At 31.5% G+C, this 24,213-nt stretch carries 14 protein-coding genes, 3 tRNA genes and 3 rRNA genes; 13 read left to right on the top strand and 7 right to left on the bottom strand.

The window, feature by feature from the left end:
• Positions 1-187 precede the first annotated feature (187 nt).
• On the top strand, positions 188-3,106 hold the full coding sequence (locus AAQM_RS10390) for a methyl-accepting chemotaxis protein (protein ID WP_171920713.1): 2,919 nt from the start codon (positions 188-190) through the stop codon (positions 3,104-3,106).
• Positions 3,107-3,110: 4 nt separating this feature from the next.
• Here the strand turns inward: AAQM_RS10390 and AAQM_RS10385 are convergent, their stop codons facing one another.
• From AAQM_RS10385 to bioD, 7 genes are all read right to left on the bottom strand, one after another.
• Positions 3,111-3,947 (bottom strand): DUF5718 family protein, encoded by an 837-nt coding sequence (locus tag AAQM_RS10385; protein WP_129094272.1) that lies wholly within the window; start codon positions 3,945-3,947, stop codon positions 3,111-3,113.
• A gap of 144 nt (positions 3,948-4,091) precedes the next feature.
• Positions 4,092-5,585 (bottom strand): fumarate hydratase, encoded by a 1,494-nt coding sequence (locus tag AAQM_RS10380; RefSeq protein WP_128987395.1) that lies wholly within the window; start codon positions 5,583-5,585, stop codon positions 4,092-4,094.
• Positions 5,586-5,767: 182 nt separating this feature from the next.
• Positions 5,768-6,751: an HpcH/HpaI aldolase/citrate lyase family protein gene (locus tag AAQM_RS10375; RefSeq protein ID WP_129094273.1), complete on the bottom strand. Its 984-nt coding sequence runs from the start codon at positions 6,749-6,751 to the stop codon at positions 5,768-5,770.
• A gap of 32 nt (positions 6,752-6,783) precedes the next feature.
• Positions 6,784-7,842: a MaoC family dehydratase gene (locus AAQM_RS10370; RefSeq protein WP_129094274.1), complete on the bottom strand. Its 1,059-nt coding sequence runs from the start codon at positions 7,840-7,842 to the stop codon at positions 6,784-6,786.
• Positions 7,843-7,851: 9 nt separating this feature from the next.
• Positions 7,852-10,371, bottom strand: coding sequence for an aldolase/citrate lyase family protein (locus AAQM_RS10365; protein ID WP_129094275.1), 2,520 nt, complete (start codon positions 10,369-10,371; stop codon positions 7,852-7,854).
• Between the two features lie 19 nt (positions 10,372-10,390).
• A complete protein-coding gene (locus AAQM_RS10360; protein ID WP_129094276.1) occupies positions 10,391-11,521 on the bottom strand; it encodes an HpcH/HpaI aldolase/citrate lyase family protein in 1,131 nt (376 codons plus the stop codon).
• A 307-nt stretch (positions 11,522-11,828) separates the two neighbouring features.
• Positions 11,829-12,461 (bottom strand): dethiobiotin synthase, encoded by a 633-nt coding sequence (bioD, locus tag AAQM_RS10355; RefSeq protein ID WP_129094277.1) that lies wholly within the window; start codon positions 12,459-12,461, stop codon positions 11,829-11,831.
• 72 nt (positions 12,462-12,533) lie between these two features.
• Between bioD and AAQM_RS10350 the strand changes: the two genes are divergently transcribed.
• From AAQM_RS10350 to istB, 12 genes are all read left to right on the top strand, one after another.
• Positions 12,534-12,833, top strand: coding sequence for an ATP-dependent Clp protease adaptor ClpS (locus tag AAQM_RS10350; protein WP_129094278.1), 300 nt, complete (start codon positions 12,534-12,536; stop codon positions 12,831-12,833).
• A gap of 2 nt (positions 12,834-12,835) precedes the next feature.
• On the top strand, positions 12,836-15,061 hold the full coding sequence (gene clpA / locus AAQM_RS10345) for an ATP-dependent Clp protease ATP-binding subunit ClpA (protein WP_129094279.1): 2,226 nt from the start codon (positions 12,836-12,838) through the stop codon (positions 15,059-15,061).
• An 82-nt stretch (positions 15,062-15,143) separates the two neighbouring features.
• Positions 15,144-15,851: a c-type cytochrome gene (locus AAQM_RS10340; RefSeq protein WP_129094280.1), complete on the top strand. Its 708-nt coding sequence runs from the start codon at positions 15,144-15,146 to the stop codon at positions 15,849-15,851.
• Between the two features lie 413 nt (positions 15,852-16,264).
• Positions 16,265-17,782, top strand: a 16S ribosomal RNA gene (locus tag AAQM_RS10335).
• A 99-nt stretch (positions 17,783-17,881) separates the two neighbouring features.
• A tRNA-Ile gene (locus AAQM_RS10330) sits at positions 17,882-17,958 on the top strand.
• A 31-nt stretch (positions 17,959-17,989) separates the two neighbouring features.
• Positions 17,990-18,065 (top strand) — tRNA-Ala (locus AAQM_RS10325).
• Positions 18,066-18,428: 363 nt separating this feature from the next.
• Positions 18,429-21,343, top strand: a 23S ribosomal RNA gene (locus tag AAQM_RS10320).
• Positions 21,344-21,584: 241 nt separating this feature from the next.
• A 5S ribosomal RNA gene (rrf, locus tag AAQM_RS10315) occupies positions 21,585-21,700 on the top strand.
• The 16S, 23S and 5S rRNA genes sit together here with 3 tRNA genes alongside, the layout of an rRNA operon.
• A 184-nt stretch (positions 21,701-21,884) precedes the next feature.
• A tRNA-Thr gene (locus AAQM_RS10310) sits at positions 21,885-21,960 on the top strand.
• Positions 21,961-22,197: 237 nt separating this feature from the next.
• Positions 22,198-22,719, top strand: coding sequence for a helix-turn-helix domain-containing protein (locus tag AAQM_RS10305; RefSeq protein WP_268878223.1), 522 nt, complete (start codon positions 22,198-22,200; stop codon positions 22,717-22,719).
• 86 nt (positions 22,720-22,805) lie between these two features.
• A complete protein-coding gene (locus AAQM_RS10300) occupies positions 22,806-23,165 on the top strand; it encodes a hypothetical protein (RefSeq protein ID WP_228254538.1) in 360 nt (119 codons plus the stop codon).
• Between the two features lie 166 nt (positions 23,166-23,331).
• Positions 23,332-24,150, top strand: a complete 819-nt coding sequence (gene istB, locus AAQM_RS10295; protein WP_129095698.1) for an IS21-like element helper ATPase IstB — start codon at positions 23,332-23,334, stop codon at positions 24,148-24,150.
• Positions 24,151-24,213: the final 63 nt, after the last annotated feature.

Raw genomic sequence — 24,213 nt, 5'->3', positions numbered from 1 at the left:
AATTTTTTTGAAATTTTAGTATAAAAAACTTTATGAATAATAAAATAAATTAAATAATAATTATATAAGAATAAATAACTAGAAAATAATTGAAAAATTACACCTTGATTACAAGCTTTTACTTCATAACCTTTTATTTAAATAATAAATTATATATTACAAAAAATTTAATTTTTAGGGAAAAAAGATGAATAATTTGAGATTAAAAGATAAGATATTTTTGATATTAGTTCTTCCATTAATTACAATACTTATACTATCTTTTATATCACTTTATAATAAATATGAACAAAAAAGTAAAATGAATGATACTTCTTATTATATAAGTTTTATTTTAAAAGTCTCAACATTACTTGGTGATTTACAAAAAGAGAGAGAATATGCTTTAACATATCTTGATAGTTATGGAAAAGATAGAAAAGAAGAGTTAAATTCACAAATAAAAAGTAGTGAGATAAAGCAAGAAGAGTTGAAATTTTTTTTAAATAATTTTCATTTAATAGAAAAAGATAATAATATATCAACAAAACTTGAAATGCTAAATAAATCTATTTTAGATTTAACAACAATGAGAAATAAATTAATAGATTTAAAAATAAATAGATTAGAAAGTTATGAAACTTATAATAAATATATAGAAAGTTTAATTTCATTTTATGATGATTTGTTAATTTATTCAAACAATAAAGAGTTATCAAAACATTCACAAGCTTATATTTCTTTGATTAATGTTGTTGAAAAAGCATATATGGAAAAAGAGATTGTAAGTGGAATATTTTCAAGAAATAATATTTCTAATGAAGATTATAATAGATTAATATCTTTTATTTCAAGTCAAAATTCTTATTTAGAGGTATTTTCAAAAAATGCATCTTTAGAACAGTTAGAATTTTATAAACATAGTATGAATAATGAAGTTTTTCAAAAAATAGAAAATTTTAGAAATGTTATTTATTCTAAAATAAAAAAAGATGCTTATTTGATGGAGATAAAAGAATCTTTAGGATATGGAGGATTAATACATTCTTATAAAGATTATTTTATTGAACAAAAAGATTCTTTATTAAATCAAATTCAAAAAAATCATACAAAAATGTTAAAAGCAATAAAAGATTATAAAAGAATTGAAAATATTACAAAAGATGAAATAGAATTGCTAGATCAAATTCAAGAAACTTTTGATTTATATATGTCAAATGCTTTTGATAATAATTTTTTTAATGATTCTGTAAATGATTTAAAAACAATAAAAGCTTTAAATATTTTATCAAAAAATATTTATGGTGCAAATTTGAAAGAATGGGAAGATTTTTCATATAAAAAAATAGAGTTTTTCGAGCAAATTAAAGATAAAACAATAAATAATATGCTTAAAAATATAGATGAAAATAGTCAAAATTTAAATAATCAAATGATTCTTTTTATAGTATTTTTACTTGTACTTCTTATCGTGATTTTTATAAGTATTAGTTTTATATTAAAAAGAATAACAGTATCAATGAAAAAGTTTCAAAATAATCTCAATGAATTTTTTGCTTATTCTATGAGAGAAAAAGATTCAATAATTTTAGATGAAATTGATGGAAAAGATGAATTTGCTTTGATGACTTTAAATATGAATAAAGAGATAATTAAAATAGAAAAAATAATTGAAAACGATAAAGAGGTTTTATTAGAAATTACAGATATTGTTGAAAAAGTAAATAATGGATTTTTTGAATATTCTATTAAAACTAAAGCTTCAACAAAAGAGCTTGAGGCTTTAGTTGAAATTATTAATAAAATGATTGATAGAACAAAATTAAAAATTGATAGTTTAAATCTATTATTGAATTCCTATACTCAAGGAAATTATAAATTTAAACTTGATGAAATTCATAAAAAAGGAATGTATGGTGATTTTGGAACACTTTGTTCTTCTACTTTATTGCTTGGACAATCTTCATCTGAATTAATAGCAATGATTACAAATGCAGGAGTTGATTTAGAAAAAAATACAAAAGTTTTAACAAATTCTTCAAATGAATTAGCAATTTCTGCAACAGAACAAGCAAGTTCTTTAGAGCAAAGTTCAGCAGCACTTGAACAAATAACAGCAAATATAAGAAATAATAATGAAAATATGAATAAAATGATGAATATAGCAAATGAATTAAACGAAGCTTCAAATGTTGGGAGTCAAGCAGCAACACAAACATCAATTTCAATGGATGAAATAAATGAAAAAGTTCATGCAATAAATGATGCAATAGCAATAATAGATAAAATAGCATTTCAAACAAATATTTTATCACTTAATGCAGCAGTTGAAGCTGCAACTGCAGGTGAAGCTGGAAAGGGATTTGCTGTTGTTGCAGCTGAAGTAAGAAATTTGGCAAATAGAAGTTCTGATGCTGCAAGGGAGATAAAAAATTTAGTAGAAAGTGCAAGTGTTAAATCCAATGAGGGTAAAGTTATTGCTGATGATATGATAAAAGGTTATGAAAATCTTACTTCAAAAATATCTCAAACAAAAGATATTATTCAAAGTGTTACTTTATTTAGTAAAGAACAAGAGAGAGGAATTATTCAAATTAATGAGACTATTTCAAGATTAGATGGTGCAACTCAGAAAAATGTAATGACAGCTTCAAATATAGATATTTTATCAAATGAAGTTTCAAAACTTTCAAGCAGATTATTGGATATTACAAGTCAATCACAGATTGATGGAAGATATTATGAAATGGTTGAGAATATAAATCTTATAAAAGAAGTTTCAAAATATAAAAATGATCATATTAATTTTAAAAAGAGTTATTATAAAAATTTAGATAGTTTTGAGGATTGTAGTGTTGTTGATTGTAACTCATGTAATATGGGAAAATGGATTAATTCTTGTGAAAATGAAAATAAAGAGTTTACAAAATTTAATGAATGGAATTTATTAAAACAAAATCATAAAGATGTTCATGAAAAAGTTCAAGCTTATGTTAGTAAAAATGCTAATAAAGAGAAAAATCAAATTTTAAGAAAAATAGCAAGTGAAATCGAAGAGTCTACTGCAAAAGTTTTTGATAGTTTAAATGATGTTTTATATATAGATTCTGAGTTAAATAAGAGATAATCTCCTATTTAACATATTGATGAAGTTTAGAACATTGCCCTAAATAAGTATCCATTCCACACATATCATTCATAATATCATTGAAACTGTGAGCGTGAGCATTATAAACATAAACAAAAATTTCATCACCTTTTTTTAAAAAGTTATGTTTCCCAAACTCTGTATATGCTGTTGCACCTGCTGCTATTAAAATACCTTTTGCATTTTTTGCATCAAATAAAAATTGTGTTAACTCTTCAAGTGGTCCACAATCTTCTTGTGTATTTAGTTTTTCAATCATCCAATCTTTTAACTGATTAAAAAAATAACTATATGATTTAACAGCACTTGTAGTTCCATAATCATAAACAATTCCATCTCTTTTAACAAATGAAGAGATATGATATTTACTTAAAATACCTTTTTCTGTAAAGTTATCAATTTCAATAATATCTTGAGAAATTCCTTTTGTATTTGTTCCCCAATTTTTCTTTGTACTTAATTTATTACCATCTTGAAATCTAAGTGAACAATCATTAAAAGCTGAAAAATATTTTGGTACTAAATCAATTACTTTATCATTTTCATATACAAAATCACAAATCAAAGCAACTTCAGCTTCAACTTGAATTTTATCATTATCTCTTCCATGCGTTAATATTACTTCATCACAAATTGGATATGTTCCTAAAAAACTATTATGCCCTTTTATATAAAATGGGAACATTCCTTTTGGTGCATCTTTCTCATCCGTTTTAATTACTGAGAATTCATCTGCTTCTCCAGCTTCTCCTAAGTGATTTGCAAAATTTCCAGCAACAGCAAATCCTAAATAATCTTTTAAATCTTCTAATAAATTCATATTATTTCCTATAATATTTTAATGGTTGTAAGAATAGCAAAAGTTAAGTCTAGTTAAAGTCAAAAATGAAAGGTAGTTTGGTAATATAAGGATTGTTTTAGAAAAAAGTTACAAAAGGGAAATCCTTTTGTAACAAAATTTAGATTAAATAGTTCTCCATTTAGCTGGACCTGTTGTATGAATAGAAACACCTTCTGTATCAACTGCAACAGTTACAGGCATGTCTTCAACATCAAATTCATAAATAGCTTCCATTCCTAATTCTTCAAATGCAAGTACTTTAGCATCTTTAATTGATTGAGAAATTAAATATGCTGCACCACCTGTTGCAATTAAATACATAGATTTGTACTCTTTAATTAAATCAATTGTTGGCTGTTTTCTCTCTGCTTTACCAATCATTCCCATGATTCCAATTTCCATCATGTCTTTAGTAAATTTATCCATTCTTGTAGAAGTTGTAGGACCTGCAGGACCAACTTTTTCATCTCTTACTGGATCAACTGGTCCAACATAGTAGATAAATCTGTCTTTTAAATCAACTCCATTTGGAAGTGGTTTACCTGCATTTTTGTACTCAACGATTTTTTTGTGAGCTGCATCTCTTGCAGTTAAAATTTTCCCAGTTAATAATAGTGTATCACCTGATTTAAATTCTTGTAATTTTTCTTTAGTTAAATCTGCAATATTTACTCTTTTAATTGTATCCATTGGTAGAGTAATATCTGGCCATAAGTCTAAATTTGGCTTTTTAAATTTAGCTACACCTTCTCCTGCTTTTAATTTAAAGTGAATATGTCTAGTTGCTGCACAGTTTGGAATCATAGCTACTGGTAATGAAGCTGCGTGACAAGGATAATCTAATATTTTAACATCAACAACAGTTGTTAAACCTCCAAGTCCTTGAGCACCAATTCCAACTTTATTAATATCTTCATATAATTTAAGTCTTAACTCTTCTAAAGCGTTTTGAGGACCTCTTGCTTGTAATTCATGAATATCAACATGACCCATTAAAGACTCTTTTGCTAAAAGCATTGCTTTTTCTGGATTTCCACCAATTCCAATACCTAAGATTCCTGGAGGACACCATCCTGCTCCCATTTCTCTTACATTAGCCATAACCCAGTCATAAATTGAATCAGAAGGATTTAATACAGCAAATTTAGATTTATTTTCACTTCCTCCACCTTTTGCAGCAACTGTAATATCTAATTCATCAGAATTATCAACTGTAACATGAATAACCGCTGGTGTGTTATCTTTTGTATTTGTTCTTTTTCCTGCTGGATCTGATACAACTGAATATCTTAATGTATTATCAGGGTCTGTATAACCTTTTGCAACACCTGCATTTAACACATCAGTTAATTCTCTTGTTAATTCTAAATTAGCTTTTAAACCAACTCTTACAAAAATGTTAACACTTCCTGTATCTTGACATAATGGTCTATGTCCCATTGCACACATTTTAGAGTTAATTAAAATTTGCCCTAATGCATTTTTTGCAGCTTCAGATTTCTCATTTTCATACGCTTCAACCATCGCAGTTACGAAGTCTTCTGGGTGGTAAAATGAAATATATTGACATGCTGATGCAATACTATCTATAATATCTTGTTCTTTAATAACGCTCATTGTTTTCCTTTTTGCTTAGAAATTGAAATATTATACCAATGCACTTATGAAAAAATTCTTTTTTTTAGTGTTTAAAAAGTGAATATTTAAAAAAAGTGTTTAGTTTTGATATATAAAAAAAATTATGTAGAAATTGTATGTTGAAAAAATAAACAAAAGCCAAAAGGCTTTTGTTTGATATATTAAGCGAAGAATCTTTTTTCAGTTTCATCAAATAATTTAGCACCAGAGAATTTAGCTCTTTGAACTAATTCCCAGAAGTATCTATAAGTTGCTCTATCATGTAACTCACCATCATATTGGATTGGTCCCCACTCAGCATCTTGTGCTTTTATTAAGATATTTTGAGCAGCTTCTAATTCTGTAAAGTCTGGTTTCATTGCATCAACGATAGCTTGTACTTGTGTTGGGTAAATTGACCACATTCTCATAAATCCGAACTCATTTCTCGCTCTTTCTGCATCTTTATAAGTTTGGTATGGGTTTTTTAAATCTAAAGTTACGTTATGTGCTGGAATAACTTTATTTTGGATAGCAGCTTGTGCAACTCTTGCTTTTGCAGCACCAATTAATCTATGATCAAATTGACCAGGACTTCTCATGTTAATTGCTGGAATTGCACCTTGGTATCCTGAAACGAAATCCATTAATCCAAAATCTAAAACTTGTAACCATGGTAATGTAGCAATTTTCTCTACATCTTGTAATGCACCATGAGTTTCGATTAATACGTGAATTGGGATTTCTCTTGAAATTCCAGCTTCTTTTGCCACTTTTTGGATGTACTCAATTTGAGTTTTTGCATCTTCATAACAAGTTGATTTAGGTAATGTAATATATGCTAATTTCTCACCTGCACCTGGAACTAAAATATCAACATCTTGTCTCCAATCTGGATGTGAATGGTCATGAATTCTTGTTCCAGCCATTGCATAAGGATTTTCAGCAGAATTAACAACTCTAACGATCATTTGAGCATGTTCAACTTCTTTACCAGTTTCAGCACCATCTTCACAATCACAAGTAATATCAAAAACTGGACCTAATTTTTTTTGCATTTCAAAACCTTTTAGGATTAGCTTTTCGCTTCCTGCAAAGTGTTCACAAGTAGGGATAATTGGTAAAGATTTACCATTTTCAAATAAAGCTTCGCTTGGGTGTGTCATATTTTTTCCTTTTTGTTAAAATTAAATTTGTTTTATTTTTTTTCAGTAACTTTTTTTGGGATTACAATAGTGTAATCTAAATCAAGTACAACATTTGGTAAATATTTACCATCTTCACCTTTTGGATTAGGAGTCTCTTTAGCAGTTTGATTTTTTAATCCAATTGTTCTAACTCTTAATAATCCAATATCATTTCTATTTACTTCAATTTTTTCTAAAATCTCAGTATAAGCATAAATAGTATCACCTGCATATGTTGGGTTTGCATGTGCTCCACTATTTATAGCACATACCCATTGAGCATTTTGTAAACCATTAAATGAAATAGCTCTTGCCATTGAAATAATAATTCCACCATACATTAATCTTTGACCCATTGGAGTTGATTTCATCATGTGGTCATTAAAATGTACTTTTGCATTGTTTTGATATAACTTAGTTGCTAAAGTATGGTCACTATTATCAACTGTAATTCCTTCTGGGTGGTCTAATCTTTCACCTTCAATATAATCTTCAAAGAAATATTTTCCACCAGTTGAATCTGTATTAACACATTTAATAGTTGGAATATTAATTTGTGAAATTGGTGTTGTTTTTGCAAAAGTTGGAACTTCATTAACTCCACTTAAAGTAGAGTGGTCTTTTTTATGAACCATTACCCATCTTTTGAAATCAAGTACAACAGCACCATTTTGATTTACACCAATAGAGTGAACATAAACAACTCCACTTTTTCCATTTGAATTCTCTTTTAATCCAATAACTGTTGAAGTCATACTTACTGTATCTCCAACATATACAGGATTAGGAAAAGCCATTTCTGCGTATCCTAAATTTGCAATTGCATTTAAAGAGATATCTTGTACAGATTTACCAAATGTTAAATGGAACATTAAAATATCATCAATTGGTCTTTTGTCATATCCCATTTCCTTTGCAACTACATCAGAAGAGTGTAGGGCAAATCTAGAACCAGTGAAAGCGATGTATAAAGATACATCTCCTTCACTTATTGTTCTAGGAAGTGGATGAACGATTTTTTGACCGATTGAAAAATCTTCAAAAAAATTACCCATATTTATCTTAGACACATTTACTCCTTATTTATTAAATAGGTTTTGACCTAAAGCTTTATATGTTTCATATAAAGTGATCATTTTTTTAGCCCATTTAATTCTTGAAGAATCTACTAATCTATCATTATGTAGAATTACTTCTTTCCCTTCTCTTGCCGCTTCTTCATATTTAGCAATCATTTTTTCATAATCTTCAACTTCAGATTGTTTTGGAGTAAAGATATCATTGATATATTCAATCTGAACAGGGTGAATCAATGATTTACCATCAAATCCTAAATTAAATGCATCTTTTGTTGAATCTTCACAAGCAAATTCATCATGTACGTCAAAATGTGGTCCATCGATAACTGTTTTTCCGTAAGCTTTTGATGCTAGGGCAATTTGCGATAAGTAATTAAACATCGCTTTTGAACCTTTTTTAATATCAATTTGAAGTCTATTTGCAAGTTTATTAGAACCTACAACTACAACTTCTACTTTAGTAGATGCTGCACAAATTTCATGGATATTTAAAACAGACATAGGAGTTTCAATCATAATCATTAAAGATAAATTAGGATTTACTTCATTGATTAATTTTTCAGCTTCTAAAACATCCTCTTTACAATCAATTTTAGAGAATAATAAACCATCAAGTTCAATTTCACGAGCAAGTTCTAAATCTTTTTTAAGATCTTCAGTTCCAAGATTATTAATTCTTAAAACTCTTTCAGACTCACCAAATTTAGCACCATCTTCTTTGTAAACTTGTCTTAAAGTTTCTCTTCCAACTTCTCTTTGTTCTTGTAAAATAGCTTCTAAATCAAAAATCACTGTATCAGCTAATACTGTTTTTGCTTTTTGAACATTTTGTTTATTATATGAAGGTATAAATAACATAGATCTTCTAGCTTTATACTCAACAATTTCTTCACCACTTTCTTGAGCGTGATATAAATCATGTAATTGTTTTACAAGTTGTTTTCTTAAAACTTTTCCATTTTTAGTTCTTGGATAATCAGCCATTGTAAAAATTTCTTTTGGAGCCTTATATTTTGCAAGGTTCGCTTGTGCAAATTTTAATACTTCATCTTCTTGTTCTTTAGTTAATTCTTTATAACCAACAACAGCAATTGCTACAATAGTTTTATCTTTTCCTATATCTAAACCAAAAGCAACACAATCAGCAACTAAATCATTTGTTTTTACAACTCTTTCGATTTCATGTGGAGATACTCTAAATCCAAATGTATTGATGATATCATCTTTTCTTCCAATGAACCAAATATATCCATCTTTATCTTTTCTTGCATAATCTCCTGTAAAGAAGTATCCATCATGTCTTGATTTTGCAGTTTCTTCTTCTAATTGCCAATACTCTAAGAATAAACCTGGATCATCTTCACCAATACAAATCATACCTTCTTCTTCAACTCCAACTTCTTCTAAAGTTTCAGGGTCTAAAAGTTTTACGATGTGTCCTGGTTGAGGGAATCCTGCACTTCCTGGTCTAATTGGATTATATTTTGAATGTGAAATATAATAAGAACACTCAGACATTCCAATTGCTTCGAAAATATCTTGTTTAAATCTATCTCTCCATAATCCTAACATTTCATCTGATAAATGTTCACCAGCAGACATACAATATCTTAATGATGGACAATCATCAAGAGTGAAATCTGTTTTTTGAATAATTTGTCTATAAATTGTTGGAACTCCAATAAAAATTGTACATTGGTGTTTTTTAATTAAATCAATCCAAGTAGAAGCATCATTAGAACCTTCATAAGCAATAACTGTATGACCATTAAATAATGGATCCATAAGTGCTGATCCTAATACATAAGTCCAGTTAAATTTTCCAGAGTGCATGATTCTGTCATTTTCTTTAAAATCAAACCAATAATCAGTTGCTGGTTTTCTTCCAACTAATGATCTATGAGAGTGTAATACTCCTTTTGGATAACCTGTTGTTCCTGATGTATATACTAAATAAGCAGGTTCACCTGATTTTGAATTATAGTGATTTGGTGTTTTATCAGTTGATTTAAAAATTTCATTCAATGCATAAACATTAATATCTTTTGGTTTTTTTAACTCTTCAACACTATCAATACCAGCAACTACTATAGTTTTTAAATTATCTAAATTTTCTAAATATGGAACTAAGTTTTCATACATTGTTGCACTTAATACAATAGCTCTTGCTTGTGAATCTTCAGCAAGATATTTAACTTCACTACCACTTAAAAGTGTTGAAGTTGGAACTGCTATAATTCCAGCTTTCATTGTTCCAAAAAACGAAATAGGGTAAGCAAGAGAGTTTTTTAAACAAACTAATACTCTATCTCTTGGCTCAAGACCAATTCCCGTAAAGAAATTACAAACTTGATCAGATTTTGTTGCTAAATCTTTATATGTAATTTCATCAGTTCCTAATTTGTCATCTTCAATTACCATTGCAATATTGTTTTCTCTTGCTGTTCCAACGTGTGCTGATGTACAAGCAACACCAATATTTAAAAATTCTGGTATATCTATTTTAATTGTTTCATTCATGATAAATCTCCTTACGAAATTACAGTTGACCGTATGGCCAGTTTTCTTTAAACGTGTGAATAGGCATTCTATTTAATACAGATAATGCAAATATCTCATCTTCTTTTGATAAACTTCTTAAAGCGTAAGCTCTTAAAATATTTTGTAATGATTTACCAAACATTGGTGGATCTAACATCTCTCCTTCATATCTAATTGCACCACTTAATAAAGCATCTGCTTCAATAGCTGCTTTTAAAATAGAAACATCTTTTGCTATTTCATTTGGTGATGGAGTAAATGCAACTTTACATACATTGATATGGTTTGGAGTAATAACTTGTTTACCTGTTAATCCCATTGCATATTCTCTATTTGCATGAGAATAAACAGCTCTAGAAGCTTCATCTCCATGTAAATCTAGCCATCTTCTAATATCTTTTTTCTCAACGCAAGAATCAGGTAATGAATGAGGTGTAAGCATAACTTCAACTCCACCAATAACTCCTCTTCCTTTAATTCTCGCTTCCATTGTTAACATATTAAAGAAAGTTTCTAATTCATCAATCCATCCTTTTGGAGTGATTTTATAAGCCATTGCTTTTGAAAAATCGTGGATACCAAATACGATATGTTTAACAGTTGAGTGTTCCATTAATCTATCAGCAATTTGTAAAGATTTTGGATGCTCAACGATTGGTTGAATAGTTAATTTACTTCCAATAGAAACTAACCAAGATGATAAATCTCTAATTTCTGCACTTCCATAAACTTCTCCAGCTTTTGCTAAAACAATTACATCGATATATTGATGAATTTGTTTTAACATTTTTAAATCTTCTTCATATTCATCAGTTCTAAATGGATTTATTCTAACTGCTATTTGAAAGTTTCTTTCAGGAAATTTTGGTAATTCTTGAATTAAAAGCTCTCTACTCATAGCTTTTTGTCTACACCCATCTTCTAAGTCAAACAAAACAGTATGTGCTTTTGTTTTGTAAGCGTGTTTTTGTAATCTTAATTTTGCTTGCTCAATACTTTCGTATGTTCCATCTAAAGGATTAAATTTTATTGGTGGGTAATAAATTTGAATACCAGGCCAATATCCACCTAACACTGGCGTTAAATCATCATTTGCTGTTAATTTAGATAAATCTATTGCAGAAGTCATTTTATCTACCTTTCATTATTTGATTTTGTTACTATTTTGTTTCATGTTTGTAAACATATTATTATACATGAAAACTAACAGGAAAGTTATACACCATTTAATATGAATTGTATTTATGGCTTTTGAAATAGCAAATAAATTTAAGTTTAAAATAATAAAACATCGATAAAAGCCTATAATAAGGGAAAATAAACTTAAATATGAAATAAAAAATAGAAAAAAATACTTAAAAAACTAGTAAATTTAGAAAGAAGAAATTTATTAAACTAAAAAAAAATTAGAAAATTTTTCTTTTTTTTCTAATTTTTTATAAATCTTGTAAAAAATTTAATTCACCAAAGTAGTCAATTAAAAATGGTTTAGAGACTTCATCAAAGCTATTTTTATCTTCATATAGATTTATAAAAAAATCAAAATTTATATTTCTACTTTTTAATGCTTCAATTGATAATAAAGTATCATTTATACAACCAAGTTTAGAAGGAGTTATTAAAATAGCTTCACTTTTAAATATTTTTATTAAATCAATTATAAAAATATTGTCTTGAATAGGAACCATCAAACCACCAGCTCCTTCAATGATTAAAACATCACAAAAAGATTGTAAATACTCTTTTTGTTTTATTAGAAATTCAAAATCAATAATAGTTTTACATTTCGCAACATAAGGAGCAGCAGGTAAAGAAAATTGGTAAGGAACAACATCTTTTATAGTTACATTAAAAGAAGGATTTAATTTTTTTGTTAAATCAAGCATTTTAGACCCATCGAGTGGAAAATCTTTAACTCCTGTTTCACAGGGTTTAAAATATCCTACTTTTAAACCATTTTTGGAAAAATAGTTTAAAAATTTTTCACAAGCATAAGTTTTTCCTACATCTGTATTTGTAGCTGTTATAAATATAGTTTTGTTTTTAAAGTAATTGATATCTTTTTTCATAATAATCTCTTTTTTGTTATAATAAATCTGTTTTTTTAATTAAAAAAGATTTTATCAAAATAAAGGTTTGAAGTGAGTAATGAAATAGAAATAGAATTAAATGATGATTTAGATTTACAAGAGCCAAAAAAATATAATGTATTTTTACTTAATGATGACTATTCAACAATGGATTTCGTAATAGATGTATTAGTTAGAGTTTTTAGAAAATCTCTTGATGAAGCATCAGCTATTATGTTAAGTATACATAATAATGGAAAAGAATTGTGTGGAACTTATACTTATGAAATTGCTTCAACAAAAGTTGCACAAGTAAAAAATATGGCAAGAGAAAAAGGCTTTCCTTTAAAAGCTGTTATGGAAGAAGAATAAAAATGATTAGTAAAGATTTAAGAAATATTTTTGCACAAGCAGTAGCTTATGCAAAAAGTAGTAAACATGAGTATTTAACAATAGAACATATATTTTTAATGCTAATACATGATCAAACAATAGAAGAGTTATTTTTAGATTTAGGAGTTGATACAAATGAACTTTTTAACGAATTAAAAAATTATATTGATACCAATACTCCACAATTTCCAGAAGATCAAAATATAAATGAAGAACCTATGGAAACTTTATCTTTATCTTCAACAATAGAATATATGGTAGCACATACTCAAGGAAGTGGAAAGCCAAATGCAAATGTTGAAGATATGTTTGTAGCAATTTTAAAAGATGAAAAATCATACGCAACATATTTGCTTAGAAAATTAGGAATTCAAAGAGTGGATATTTTAGAAGAGATATCTCATAAACAAAATGATGAAGATGAAATTAATGAAAATAGTAATGACAATGAAAATAAAGTTTTAGAGCAAAATTCAGTTGAATTAGTTGCTTTAGCTAAAAAAGGTGAAATTGACCCAGTTATTGGAAGAGATAGAGAAATAAGTAGAGTAATTGAGATATTAAGTAGAAGAAAGAAAAATAATCCTATTTTAGTTGGAGAACCTGGAGTTGGAAAAACTGCAATTGCAGAAGGATTAGCTTTGCAAATTGCTCAAGAGAAAGTTCCAGAGTTTTTATTAAAATCAAAAGTTTTTTCTTTAGATATGGGTTCTATGTTAGCTGGAACTAAATATAGAGGAGATTTTGAGAAAAAATTAAAAACTTTTTTAAAAGAAGTATCAAAAATTAAAAATGCAATTTTATTTATAGATGAAATTCATACAATTGTTGGAGCTGGAAGTGTTGGTGGAAGTGCGATGGATGCTTCAAATATTTTAAAACCAATGCTTGCAAATGGAAAATTAAGATGTATTGGTGCAACAACTTTTAGTGAGTTTAGAAATGATTTTGCAAAAGATAAGGCTCTAAGTAGAAGATTTGCAAAAGTAGATGTTGATGAACCAAGTATTGAAGATTCTATTTTAATTTTAGAAGGTTTAAAATCAAAATATGAAGAGTATCATGGAGTTAAGTATTCAAAAAGTGCAATTTCTAGTGCAGTTGAACTTAGTAAAAAATATATTACAGATAGATTTTTACCTGATTGTGCTATTGATGTTATTGATGAGGTTGGAGCTTCTAAAAAAATTAGTTTATCAACAAGTTTAAAAACAAAATCTGAAACTAATATAACTATTACTTCAAAAGATGTAGAAACAACAATAGCAAAAATGGCACATATTCCTGAAAGAAGTGCAACAAAATCAGATTTAACTCTTTTAAAATCATTAGAAAAAAATATGCAAAAAAGAGTATTTGGACAAGATAAAGCAATTACTACTATAGTTCAATCAATAAAAAGAAATAAAGCTGGACTTGGACTTGATAAAAAACCAATTGGAAGTTTCTTATTTAGTGGACCAACAGGAGTTGGTAAAACTGAAGTAGCAAAAGAGTTATCAACTCAATTAGGAATTCATTTTGAAAGATTTGATATGAGTGAATATATGGAAGCTCATACTGTTTCAAGATTAATTGGAGCACCTGCAGGATATGTTGGATTTGAACAAGGTGGACTTTTAACAGAAGCTATTAGAAAACATCCTCATACAGTTTTATTATTAGATGAGATTGAAAAAGCTCATCCTGATTTAATGTCAATTTTACTTCAAGTTATGGATAATGCTGAATTAACTGATAACAGTGGAAATAAAGCAGATTTCCAAAATGTAGTTCTAATTATGACATCAAATCTAGGTGCAACAGAAGCAAATGTAATGGGATTTGCAAAAAATGAAAAACTAAATGAGAATAAAGCAATAAATAAATTCTTTGCCCCTGAGTTTAGAAATAGACTGGATGCGGTTGTAACATTTGATTCATTAAGTATGGATATAGTTGCAAAAGTTGCAGGTAAATTTATTGAAGATTTAGAAAAACAATTAGTAGATAAAAAAATAAAAATTGAAATTAGTGCAAAAGCTAAAAAAGAGTTAGCAACACTTGGTTATGATAAAGCTATGGGTGCAAGACCATTAAATAGAGTTATTTCAGATAAAATCAAAAATCCTTTAACAGATGAGATATTATTTGGAAAACTTAAAAAAGGTGGAATTGTAAAAATTGATTTTAATGAAGAATTTATATTTAAATATGAAAATTTATAACACAATTATTATACAATAGTTTGGTTATAATGCAAAAATTGTTTTTTGAAAGAACAAAAGAAAATTCAAAAGGATAGGTAAGATGAATAAAATTTTATTAAGTTCAGCTGTAACAGTATTATTACTTGCAGGATGTTCAGAGGATAAGAAAACAGATACTCAAGCTACTACTGCAGAGGTTGCTACACAAAAAATGGTAGAAACAAAAGAGACAGTTTCTAATGAAGTAAAAGATAGTGTGGTTACTGTAGAAGAAAAAGCTAAAGAAGTTTCTAATTCTGTTGTAGAAACTACAACTCAGGTTATTGAGAAAGCTGCTGAAGAGATAAAAGAGAATTCAAAAGATGTAATAGAATCTACAAAAGAGATAGTTGAACAAAAAGTAGAAGAAGTTAAAGATAGTACAGAAGAGATTAAAAATAATTTAAAAGAAGAAGTATTATCAGCTACACAAACAGTAAGTGAAAAAGCTGAAGAGGCTACGATTGCTGTAAATGAAAAAATTACAGAAGTTACTTCAGAAGAATCAACTGAAATAGTTGTTGAAGGACCAAATGGAGAAGCATTATATAAAACTTGTGCGTCATGTCATGGACAAAAAGCAGAAAAAGAAGCTCTAGGAAAATCACAAATTATTGCAGGTTGGGATAAAGAAAAAATTATAAATGCAATGAATGGATATAAAAATGGAAGTTATGGTGGAGTGATGAAAAATATTATGAAACCTCAAGTTGAAAATAAAACAGATGCAGAAATAGAAGCTTTAGCTACATTTATTTCAAATTTATAATACGAAAAACTGCTAGAAAAAGGGAAATCCTTTTTCTAAAACAGTAAATTTGAAAATTTTAGCTAAATTTAAGCTGTAAGCTCTTGACAAGGATAAAAAATCCTATTATAATTCCCGTCCAAATTGACTGAAGCGCATCAAACGAAAGAGAGATGAGAAAGGTTTTAGTTTATTAGGATGATCTTTAAAATAATTTAATTGAAGTTTATGAAGTAATCTTTATAAACCGAATATATAAATCTTATAAAAATCTGTTTCATTGTTTACAGAAATAAAATAAGAAATAATGTTAATATAAAAAATATATAAAACAAGATGAGATGGTAAAACATTGAAAACTTGTCTATGATAATGAGTGATAATTTTGTAATTAGTAAAATAATACAAAAATGTCAGTTTCAAATAATCTATAATTTATGGAGAGTTTGATCCTGGCTCAGAGTGAACGCTGGCGGCGTGCTTAACACATGCAAGTCGAACGAGAACGGATTATAGCTTGCTATAATTGTCAGCTAAGTGGCGCACGGGTGAGTAATGTATAGATAACCTGCCCTCTAGAAAGGAATAACAGATGGAAACGTCTGCTAATGCCCTATATGCCTTTAATACATAAGTATGCAAGGGAAACGCTTTAGTGCTAGAGGATGGGTCTGTATGGTATCAGTTTGTTGGTGAGGTAATGGCTCACCAAGACTATGACGCCTAACTGGTTTGAGAGGATGATCAGTCACACTGGAACTGAGACACGGTCCAGACTCCTACGGGAGGCAGCAGTGGGGAATATTGCACAATGGACGAAAGTCTGATGCAGCAACGCCGCGTGGAGGATGACACATTTCGGTGCGTAAACTCCTTTTATATAGGAAGATAATGACGGTACTATATGAATAAGCACCGGCTAACTCCGTGCCAGCAGCCGCGGTAATACGGAGGGTGCAAGCGTTACTCGGAATCACTGGGCGTAAAGAGCGTGTAGGCGGGTATATAAGTCAGAAGTGAAATCCTATAGCTTAACTATAGAACTGCTTTTGAAACTGTATACCTAGAATGTGGGAGAGGTAGATGGAATTTCTGGTGTAGGGGTAAAATCCGTAGAGATCAGAAGGAATACCGATTGCGAAGGCGATCTACTGGAACATTATTGACGCTGAGACGCGAAAGCGTGGGGAGCAAACAGGATTAGATACCCTGGTAGTCCACGCCCTAAACGATGTACACTAGTTGTTGTGAGGCTCGACCTTGCAGTAATGCAGTTAACACATTAAGTGTACCGCCTGGGGAGTACGGTCGCAAGATTAAAACTCAAAGGAATAGACGGGGACCCGCACAAGCGGTGGAGCATGTGGTTTAATTCGACGATACACGAAGAACCTTACCTGGACTTGACATAGTAAGAACTTTCTAGAGATAGATTGGTGTCTGCTTGCAGAAACTTATATACAGGTGCTGCACGGCTGTCGTCAGCTCGTGTCGTGAGATGTTGGGTTAAGTCCCGCAACGAGCGCAACCCTCGTCATTAGTTGCTAACAGTTCGGCTGAGAACTCTAATGAGACTGCCTACGCAAGTAGGAGGAAGGTGAGGACGACGTCAAGTCATCATGGCCCTTACGTCCAGGGCTACACACGTGCTACAATGGGGTATACAAAGAGCAGCAATACCGCGAGGTGGAGCAAATCTCAAAAATATCTCCCAGTTCGGATTGTAGTCTGCAACTCGACTACATGAAGTTGGAATCGCTAGTAATCGTAGATCAGCTATGCTACGGTGAATACGTTCCCGGGTCTTGTACTCACCGCCCGTCACACCATGGGAGTTGAACTCATTCGAAGCGGGGATGCTAAAATAGCTACCTTCCACAGTGGATTCAGCGACTGGGGTGAAGTCGTAACAAGGTAACCGTAGGAGAACCTGCGGTTGGATCACCTCCTTTCAGAGAATTAAGTTAAGATTTGTTTCTTAACTTAAAAACTTAAAAAAATATATGATTTTATATTCGGTTTATAAAGATTATTTAAATAGGTAGTAAAAGGGGCCTATAGCTCAGCTGGCTAGAGCGCTCGACTGATAATCGTGAGGTCTCAGGTTCAAGTCCTGATAGGCCCACCATTAAATAATCTAGTAAAGATTAATTTAGGTTGGGGAATTAGCTCAGCTGGGAGAGCGCCTGCTTTGCACGCAGGAGGTCAGCGGTTCGATCCCGCTATTCTCCACCACCTATTATTTAAAATGAGAGTTTTAAATAGAAATAGTTCAATTAAGATAAAAAAAGATGATAGAAAGTTAAATATAAGTTCAAAGAGATTGAATTTATATTTGATTTTCGAATCAAAGTTTTTCAAAGAGATTTGAAAATGATATTTAAAAATATAATGTTAAAGTCTTTAATTTTTTCGTAAGAATTATATAACAGCAATGTTAAATAATTTAAAACAAAAAAAATTTCATATCTAAATTTTAGAAATAAAACTATAGATAGAACACAACATGTTTTATTAGATATATTTTAAGTAATATGTTTAATAAGATAGTAGCCAAAGAATATTATCAAAAATGCGATAGAGTTTAACTCTATTTATTAATAAGCTATTAAGGGCTAATGGTGGATGCCTAGACTGTAAGAGGCGATGAAAGACGTATTAGGCTGCGATAAGCCTCGGGGAGCTGCCAAAGAGCTTTGATCCGGGGATTTCTGAATGGGGCAACCCAATATAGTGAGAGCTATATTACCCAATATGGGAGCTAACCTGGTGAAGTGAAACATCTCAGTAGCCAGAGGAAGAGAAATCAAACGAGATTCCGTTAGTAGCGGCGAGCGAAAGCGGATTAGGACAAACCCAATGCTTGCATTGGGGGTTGTAGGACCATAACATGAGACTAAAGAGGATAGATGAAATACTTGGAAAAGTGTAGCATAGAAGGTGAAACTCCTGTAGTTTAAATTCTCAATAGCTCTAATGGTATCCTGAGTAGGTCGGAACACGTGATATTTTGACTGAAACTGGGGGGACCACCCTCCAATCCTAAATACTACTTACAGATCGATAGTGAACAAGTACCGTGAGGGAAAGGTGAAAAGTACTCCAGCGAGGAGAGTGAAATAGAACCTGAAACCATTAGCTTACAATCATTCAGAGCCCTATGATTTATCAGGGTGATGGACTGCCTTTTGCATAATGAGCCTGCGAGTTGTGGTGTCTGGCAAGGTTAAGTCAAGTACGAAGCCGTAGCGAAAGCGAGTCTTAATAGGGCGAATTAGTCAGATGCTGCAGACCCGAAACGAAGTGATCTATCCATGAGCAGGTTGAAGCTGGTGTAAGAGCCAGTGGAGGACCGAACCCGCAGGCGTTGAAAAGTCTTGGGATGACTTGTGGATAGGGGTGAAAGGCCAATCAAACTTCGTGATAGCTGGTTCTCTCCGAAATATATTTAGGTATAGCCTTGTGTTGTAGCATATAGGGGTAGAGCACTGAATGGGCTAGGGCTGCTTACCGCGGTACCAAACCCTATCAAACTATGAATACTATATGTGGAATCACAGGAGTCAGGCGGTGGGTGATAAAATCAATCGTCGAGAGGGGAACAACCCAGACTAACAGCTAAGGTCCCTAAGTTACATCTAAGTGGAAAACGATGTGGAGTTACTGTGACAACCAGGAGGTTGGCTTAGAAGCAGCCATCCTTTAAAGAAAGCGTAACAGCTCACTGGTCTAGTGATTCTGCGCGGAAAATATAACGGGGCTAAGATGTACACCGAAGCTTTAGATTCAATTTTTAATTGAGTGGTAGGAGAGCGTTCTATTCAGCGTAGAAGATGTACCGGTAAGGAGCGTTGGAGCGGATAGAAGTGAGCATGCAGGCATGAGTAGCGATAATTGAGGTGAGAATCCTCAACGCCGAAAACCCAAGGTTTCCTACGCGATGCTCGTCATCGTAGGGTTAGTCGGGACCTAAGTCGAGTCCGAAAGGGGTAGACGATGGCAAATTGATTAATATTTCAATACCAACATATAAGCGCGATGTGGGGACGCATAGAGTTAATCGAGCTCACTGATGGAATAGTGGGTCGAAGGACGTAGGCTGTAACTTAGGCAAATCCGGGTTGCAATAGGCCGAGATCTTACAGGCTCTTGACACTCTTCGGAGGAGATGGAGAATCGATGATACTGTCGTGCCAAGAAAAGCCACTAAGTATATTGTATGTTGCCCGTACCGTAAACCGACACAGGTGGGTGGGATGAGTATTCTAAGGCGCGTGGAAGAACCCTGGTTAAGGAACTCTGCAAACTAGCACCGTATCTTCGGTATAAGGTGTGCCTACTTTGGTATATGGACTTGCTCCAAAAAGCTAGAGAGGTTGCAACAAAGAGTCCCTCCCGACTGTTTACCAAAAACACAGCACTTTGCTAACACGTAAGTGGATGTATAAGGTGTGACGCCTGCCCGGTGCTCGAAGGTTAACTGATGATGTCAGCGCAAGCGAAGCATTTGATTGAAGCCCGAGTAAACGGCGGCCGTAACTATAACGGTCCTAAGGTAGCGAAATTCCTTGTCGGTTAAATACCGACCTGCATGAATGGCGTAACGAGATGGGAGCTGTCTCAACCAGGGATCCAGTGAAATTGTAGTGGAGGTGAAAATTCCTCCTACCCGCGGAAAGACGGAAAGACCCCGTGCACCTTTACTACAGCTTGACACTGTAGCTTGGATATTCATGTGCAGGATAGGTGGGAGGCTGTGATGCTAGGACGCAAGTACTAGCGGAGCCATCCTTGAGATACCACCCTTGAATATTTGAGTTACTAACTGCGTACAATTATCTTGTATCAGGACAATGTCTGGTGGGTAGTTTGACTGGGGCGGTCGCCTCCTAAAAAGTAACGGAGGCTTACAAAGGTTAGTTCAAAGCGGATGGAAATCGCTTGTTGAGTATAATGGCATAAACTAGCTTGACTGTGAGACATACAAGTCGAACAGAGACGAAAGTCGGTCATAGTGATCCGGTGGTTCTGCGTGGAAGGGCCATCGCTCAAAGGATAAAAGGTACGCCGGGGATAACAGGCTGATCTCCCCCAAGAGCTCACATCGACGGGGAGGTTTGGCACCTCGATGTCGGCTCATCGCATCCTGGGGCTGAAGTCGGTCCCAAGGGTATGGCTGTTCGCCATTTAAAGCGGTACGCGAGCTGGGTTCAGAACGTCGTGAGACAGTTCGGTCCCTATCTTCCGTGGGCGTAGGAAAGTTGAAGAGATTTGTCCCTAGTACGAGAGGACCGGGATGAACGTACCACTGGTGTACCAATTGTTCTGCCAAGAGCATCGTTGGGTAGCTACGTACGGATGTGATAAGAGCTGAAAGCATCTAAGCTCGAAGCCAACTCTAAGATTAACTTTCCCTGAAGTTCCCAGCAAGACTAGCTGGTTGATAGGCTGGATGTGTAAGCGTTGTAAGGCGTTTAGCTGACCAGTACTAATAGAACGTTTGGCTTATTTTAACAATTCTTTGGTTTACTATCTTATTAAATATATGTTTTTATATTTAATATATATTGTGTTTAATGTTACCTTGAAAAAATGTCAATTTTTTTAAGAAGCAAAGACTTTAGCATTATTTTTTCTTAACTCCTTAACGAGTTGAGTATTAAGTAAATTTAGAGAAATTATCTAAGTGATGATTTTTATGAGTGAACAGAATTTTAGTTCTTTTTTATTCTTAATTTATTTAATACTCAACTTGCTGGTGGCTACAGAGAAGTGGAAATACCCAGTCCCATTCCGAACCTGGAAGTCAAGCATTTCATCGCCGATAATACTGCCGGGTCCCCTGGTGGAAACGTAGGTCGCTGCCAGCTTTGAGTTTTTACACACACAAAGCTTCTTTCTATTTGAACTACTACTAGTTCTCTTTGGAAGAAGCTTTTTTTTTACCTACCCTTTTTACCCTTGTTTGTTATTTCCTCTTTAGTTCTTGTTTTCTATCTCTTTTCTTCTAAAGGCTTTTTTACTCTTTTTTTGTTAGTATGTCTTACTTAATTTGCTTGCATAGCTCCAATGGTAGAGCAATTCCATGGTAAGGAAGAGGTTATCGGTTCAACTCCGATTGCGAGCACCACTTTATGGGCTTTCTAACTTTCATAATAAAAATGATACACAAAACTAGTCTAATTTTTGCTTGGATTAGTGTATATAATAAAGACTTCAACAAACAATTATAATAGCTAGAAAAAATTTGTCAAACGAACTGCCAAAATCGCCAGTCAGAAATGTTAGAAGCTACATTTTTATACTAAACCTTAAAAAAATAAATTAATTTTTGCTAGACTCCTTTTAAATCTATGAAAGGAGTAAAGTGTTAAGGAAAGGCGATATAAAAATGATAAAAAAACTTTTAGAAAAAGGCTTTAGTAAAAGTGCCATTGCACGAAAATTAGGTCTTAGTAGAGATACTGTTAGGCGTTATGCAAATGCTCCAGATGATTATATTCCAAAAATAAATCGAAAACCAGTAATAAATAGTGTTGACCCATATTTACCATATATTGCAACTATGCTTGAAACAGCAAGAAATGAAGGAGTTGAAATTCCAACTACTGTAATATATGATGAAATTGTAAAACTAGGATACGATGATAGTTTACGATGGCTTCAACAAGTTATGAGGAAATATGAACTCAGAAAACGCACTAAAGATGATGAACCATTAATTAGATTTGAAACTCCAGCAGGTAAACAAATGCAAGTTGATTGGGTAGAGTTTCCCAAAGATAATCTTTCAGCATTTGTTGCAACAATGGGTTATAGTAGGGCATCTTATGTTGAATATGTGGATAATGAAAAAGTTGAAACATTATTAGGATGCCATAGAAGATAGAATAAAACATACTAAATGTATGTTTTATTTTGTCGCGTGCATTTGAATATTTCGGTGGAGTACCACAGGAATGTTTGTATGATAATATGAAGACAGTAATTTTAAGAAGAAATGGTTATGGTAGAGGTAAACATCAATTTAATGCTCTCTTTGAAGACTTTGCAAAGCATTGTGGCTTTGCTATAAAACTTTGTAAACCATATAGAGCTAAAACTAAAGGAAAAGTTGAAAAATTCAATCACTATCTAAGATACAATTTCCATAATGGTTTAAAAGTTAAACTATCTATGAAAAATTATCAACTCAATATAGAAAATGCTAATGCTGAAGTTTTAAAATGGCTTGATGATACAGCAAATAAAAGAATTCATCAAACAACATTACAAATTCCAATGGAATTATACAGGAGCAACCCCACTTGCGCTCACGACCTAAACCTTATGTAGGAATCCATCCAAAGTGTAGCTAAAAAAGAGTCTTCATTCAATAATAAAGTTAGCACAACTTCAATTTACATACCATCAAGAGATATTCAAAGTTATGATGAACTAATACCAGCTGTTACTCTATATGTAGTTCCTTTTTTACAATTAATCAAATAGGAAATACGTTATGGAATTAAATAATGAAATTATCGAATTATGCAGAGAATTAAAACTCTCAACTATTGAAAATGAATACCATACAATAGCAACAACGGCAGCAAAAGAAAATTGGCAATATACTCAATTTTTACATGAAATGCTTAAAATTGAAGTAGAAAATAGGATGGATAGAAGTAAAAATATATTAACAAAATTAGCTGGATTTCCAGCTATAAAAACATTAGAACAATTTGATTATAGTTTCTCTGTCGGAGTTAATAGAAAACAAATTGAAGAATTAGCAACACTTACATTTATAAAAAGAAATGAGAATATTATTCTATTAGGACAATGTGGTGTTGGTAAAACTCATCTTGCAATTGCATTAGCATTTAAAGCTGTACAACATAGATATAAAGCCAGATTTACAACTATATCTGAACTTTTATCTTTAGCAAATAATGCAAAAAAAGAGAAGAAATATGATTCTTTTTTAAAATCAATTACAAATCCGTCAATACTTGTTATTGATGAGATAGGCTATTTTAATATGAATAAAGAAGAAGCTAATCATTTTTTCCAAATTATTTCAAAACGCTATGAAAAAGGTTCAACAATTTTAACATCAAATTTAGTGTTTAGTAAATGGACACAAGTGTTTGCAGGAGATAAAATTGTTACAACAGCGATACTAGATAGAGTATTACATCATTCACATATAATCAATATACAAGGAGATAGTTATAGGTTAAAAGAGAAAAAAGAGAATGGAATTATCAATTCAGATGTTTATAAGTTTGGAGCTAAATCTTCAGATAAAATGGTAGAAAAAACAGAGTTGGTTTAAGTTTCAGAATGTAACTTTTTTTTAGTTTTAACTGGCGATTTTAGCAGTTCGTTTGACAATAGA

The sequence above is a fragment of the Arcobacter aquimarinus genome (assembly GCF_013177635.1).
Classification (GTDB): domain Bacteria; phylum Campylobacterota; class Campylobacteria; order Campylobacterales; family Arcobacteraceae; genus Aliarcobacter; species Aliarcobacter aquimarinus.
The sequence above is the reverse complement of the archived record's forward strand: the minus strand, read 5'-3'. Positions and strand labels throughout refer to the sequence as shown.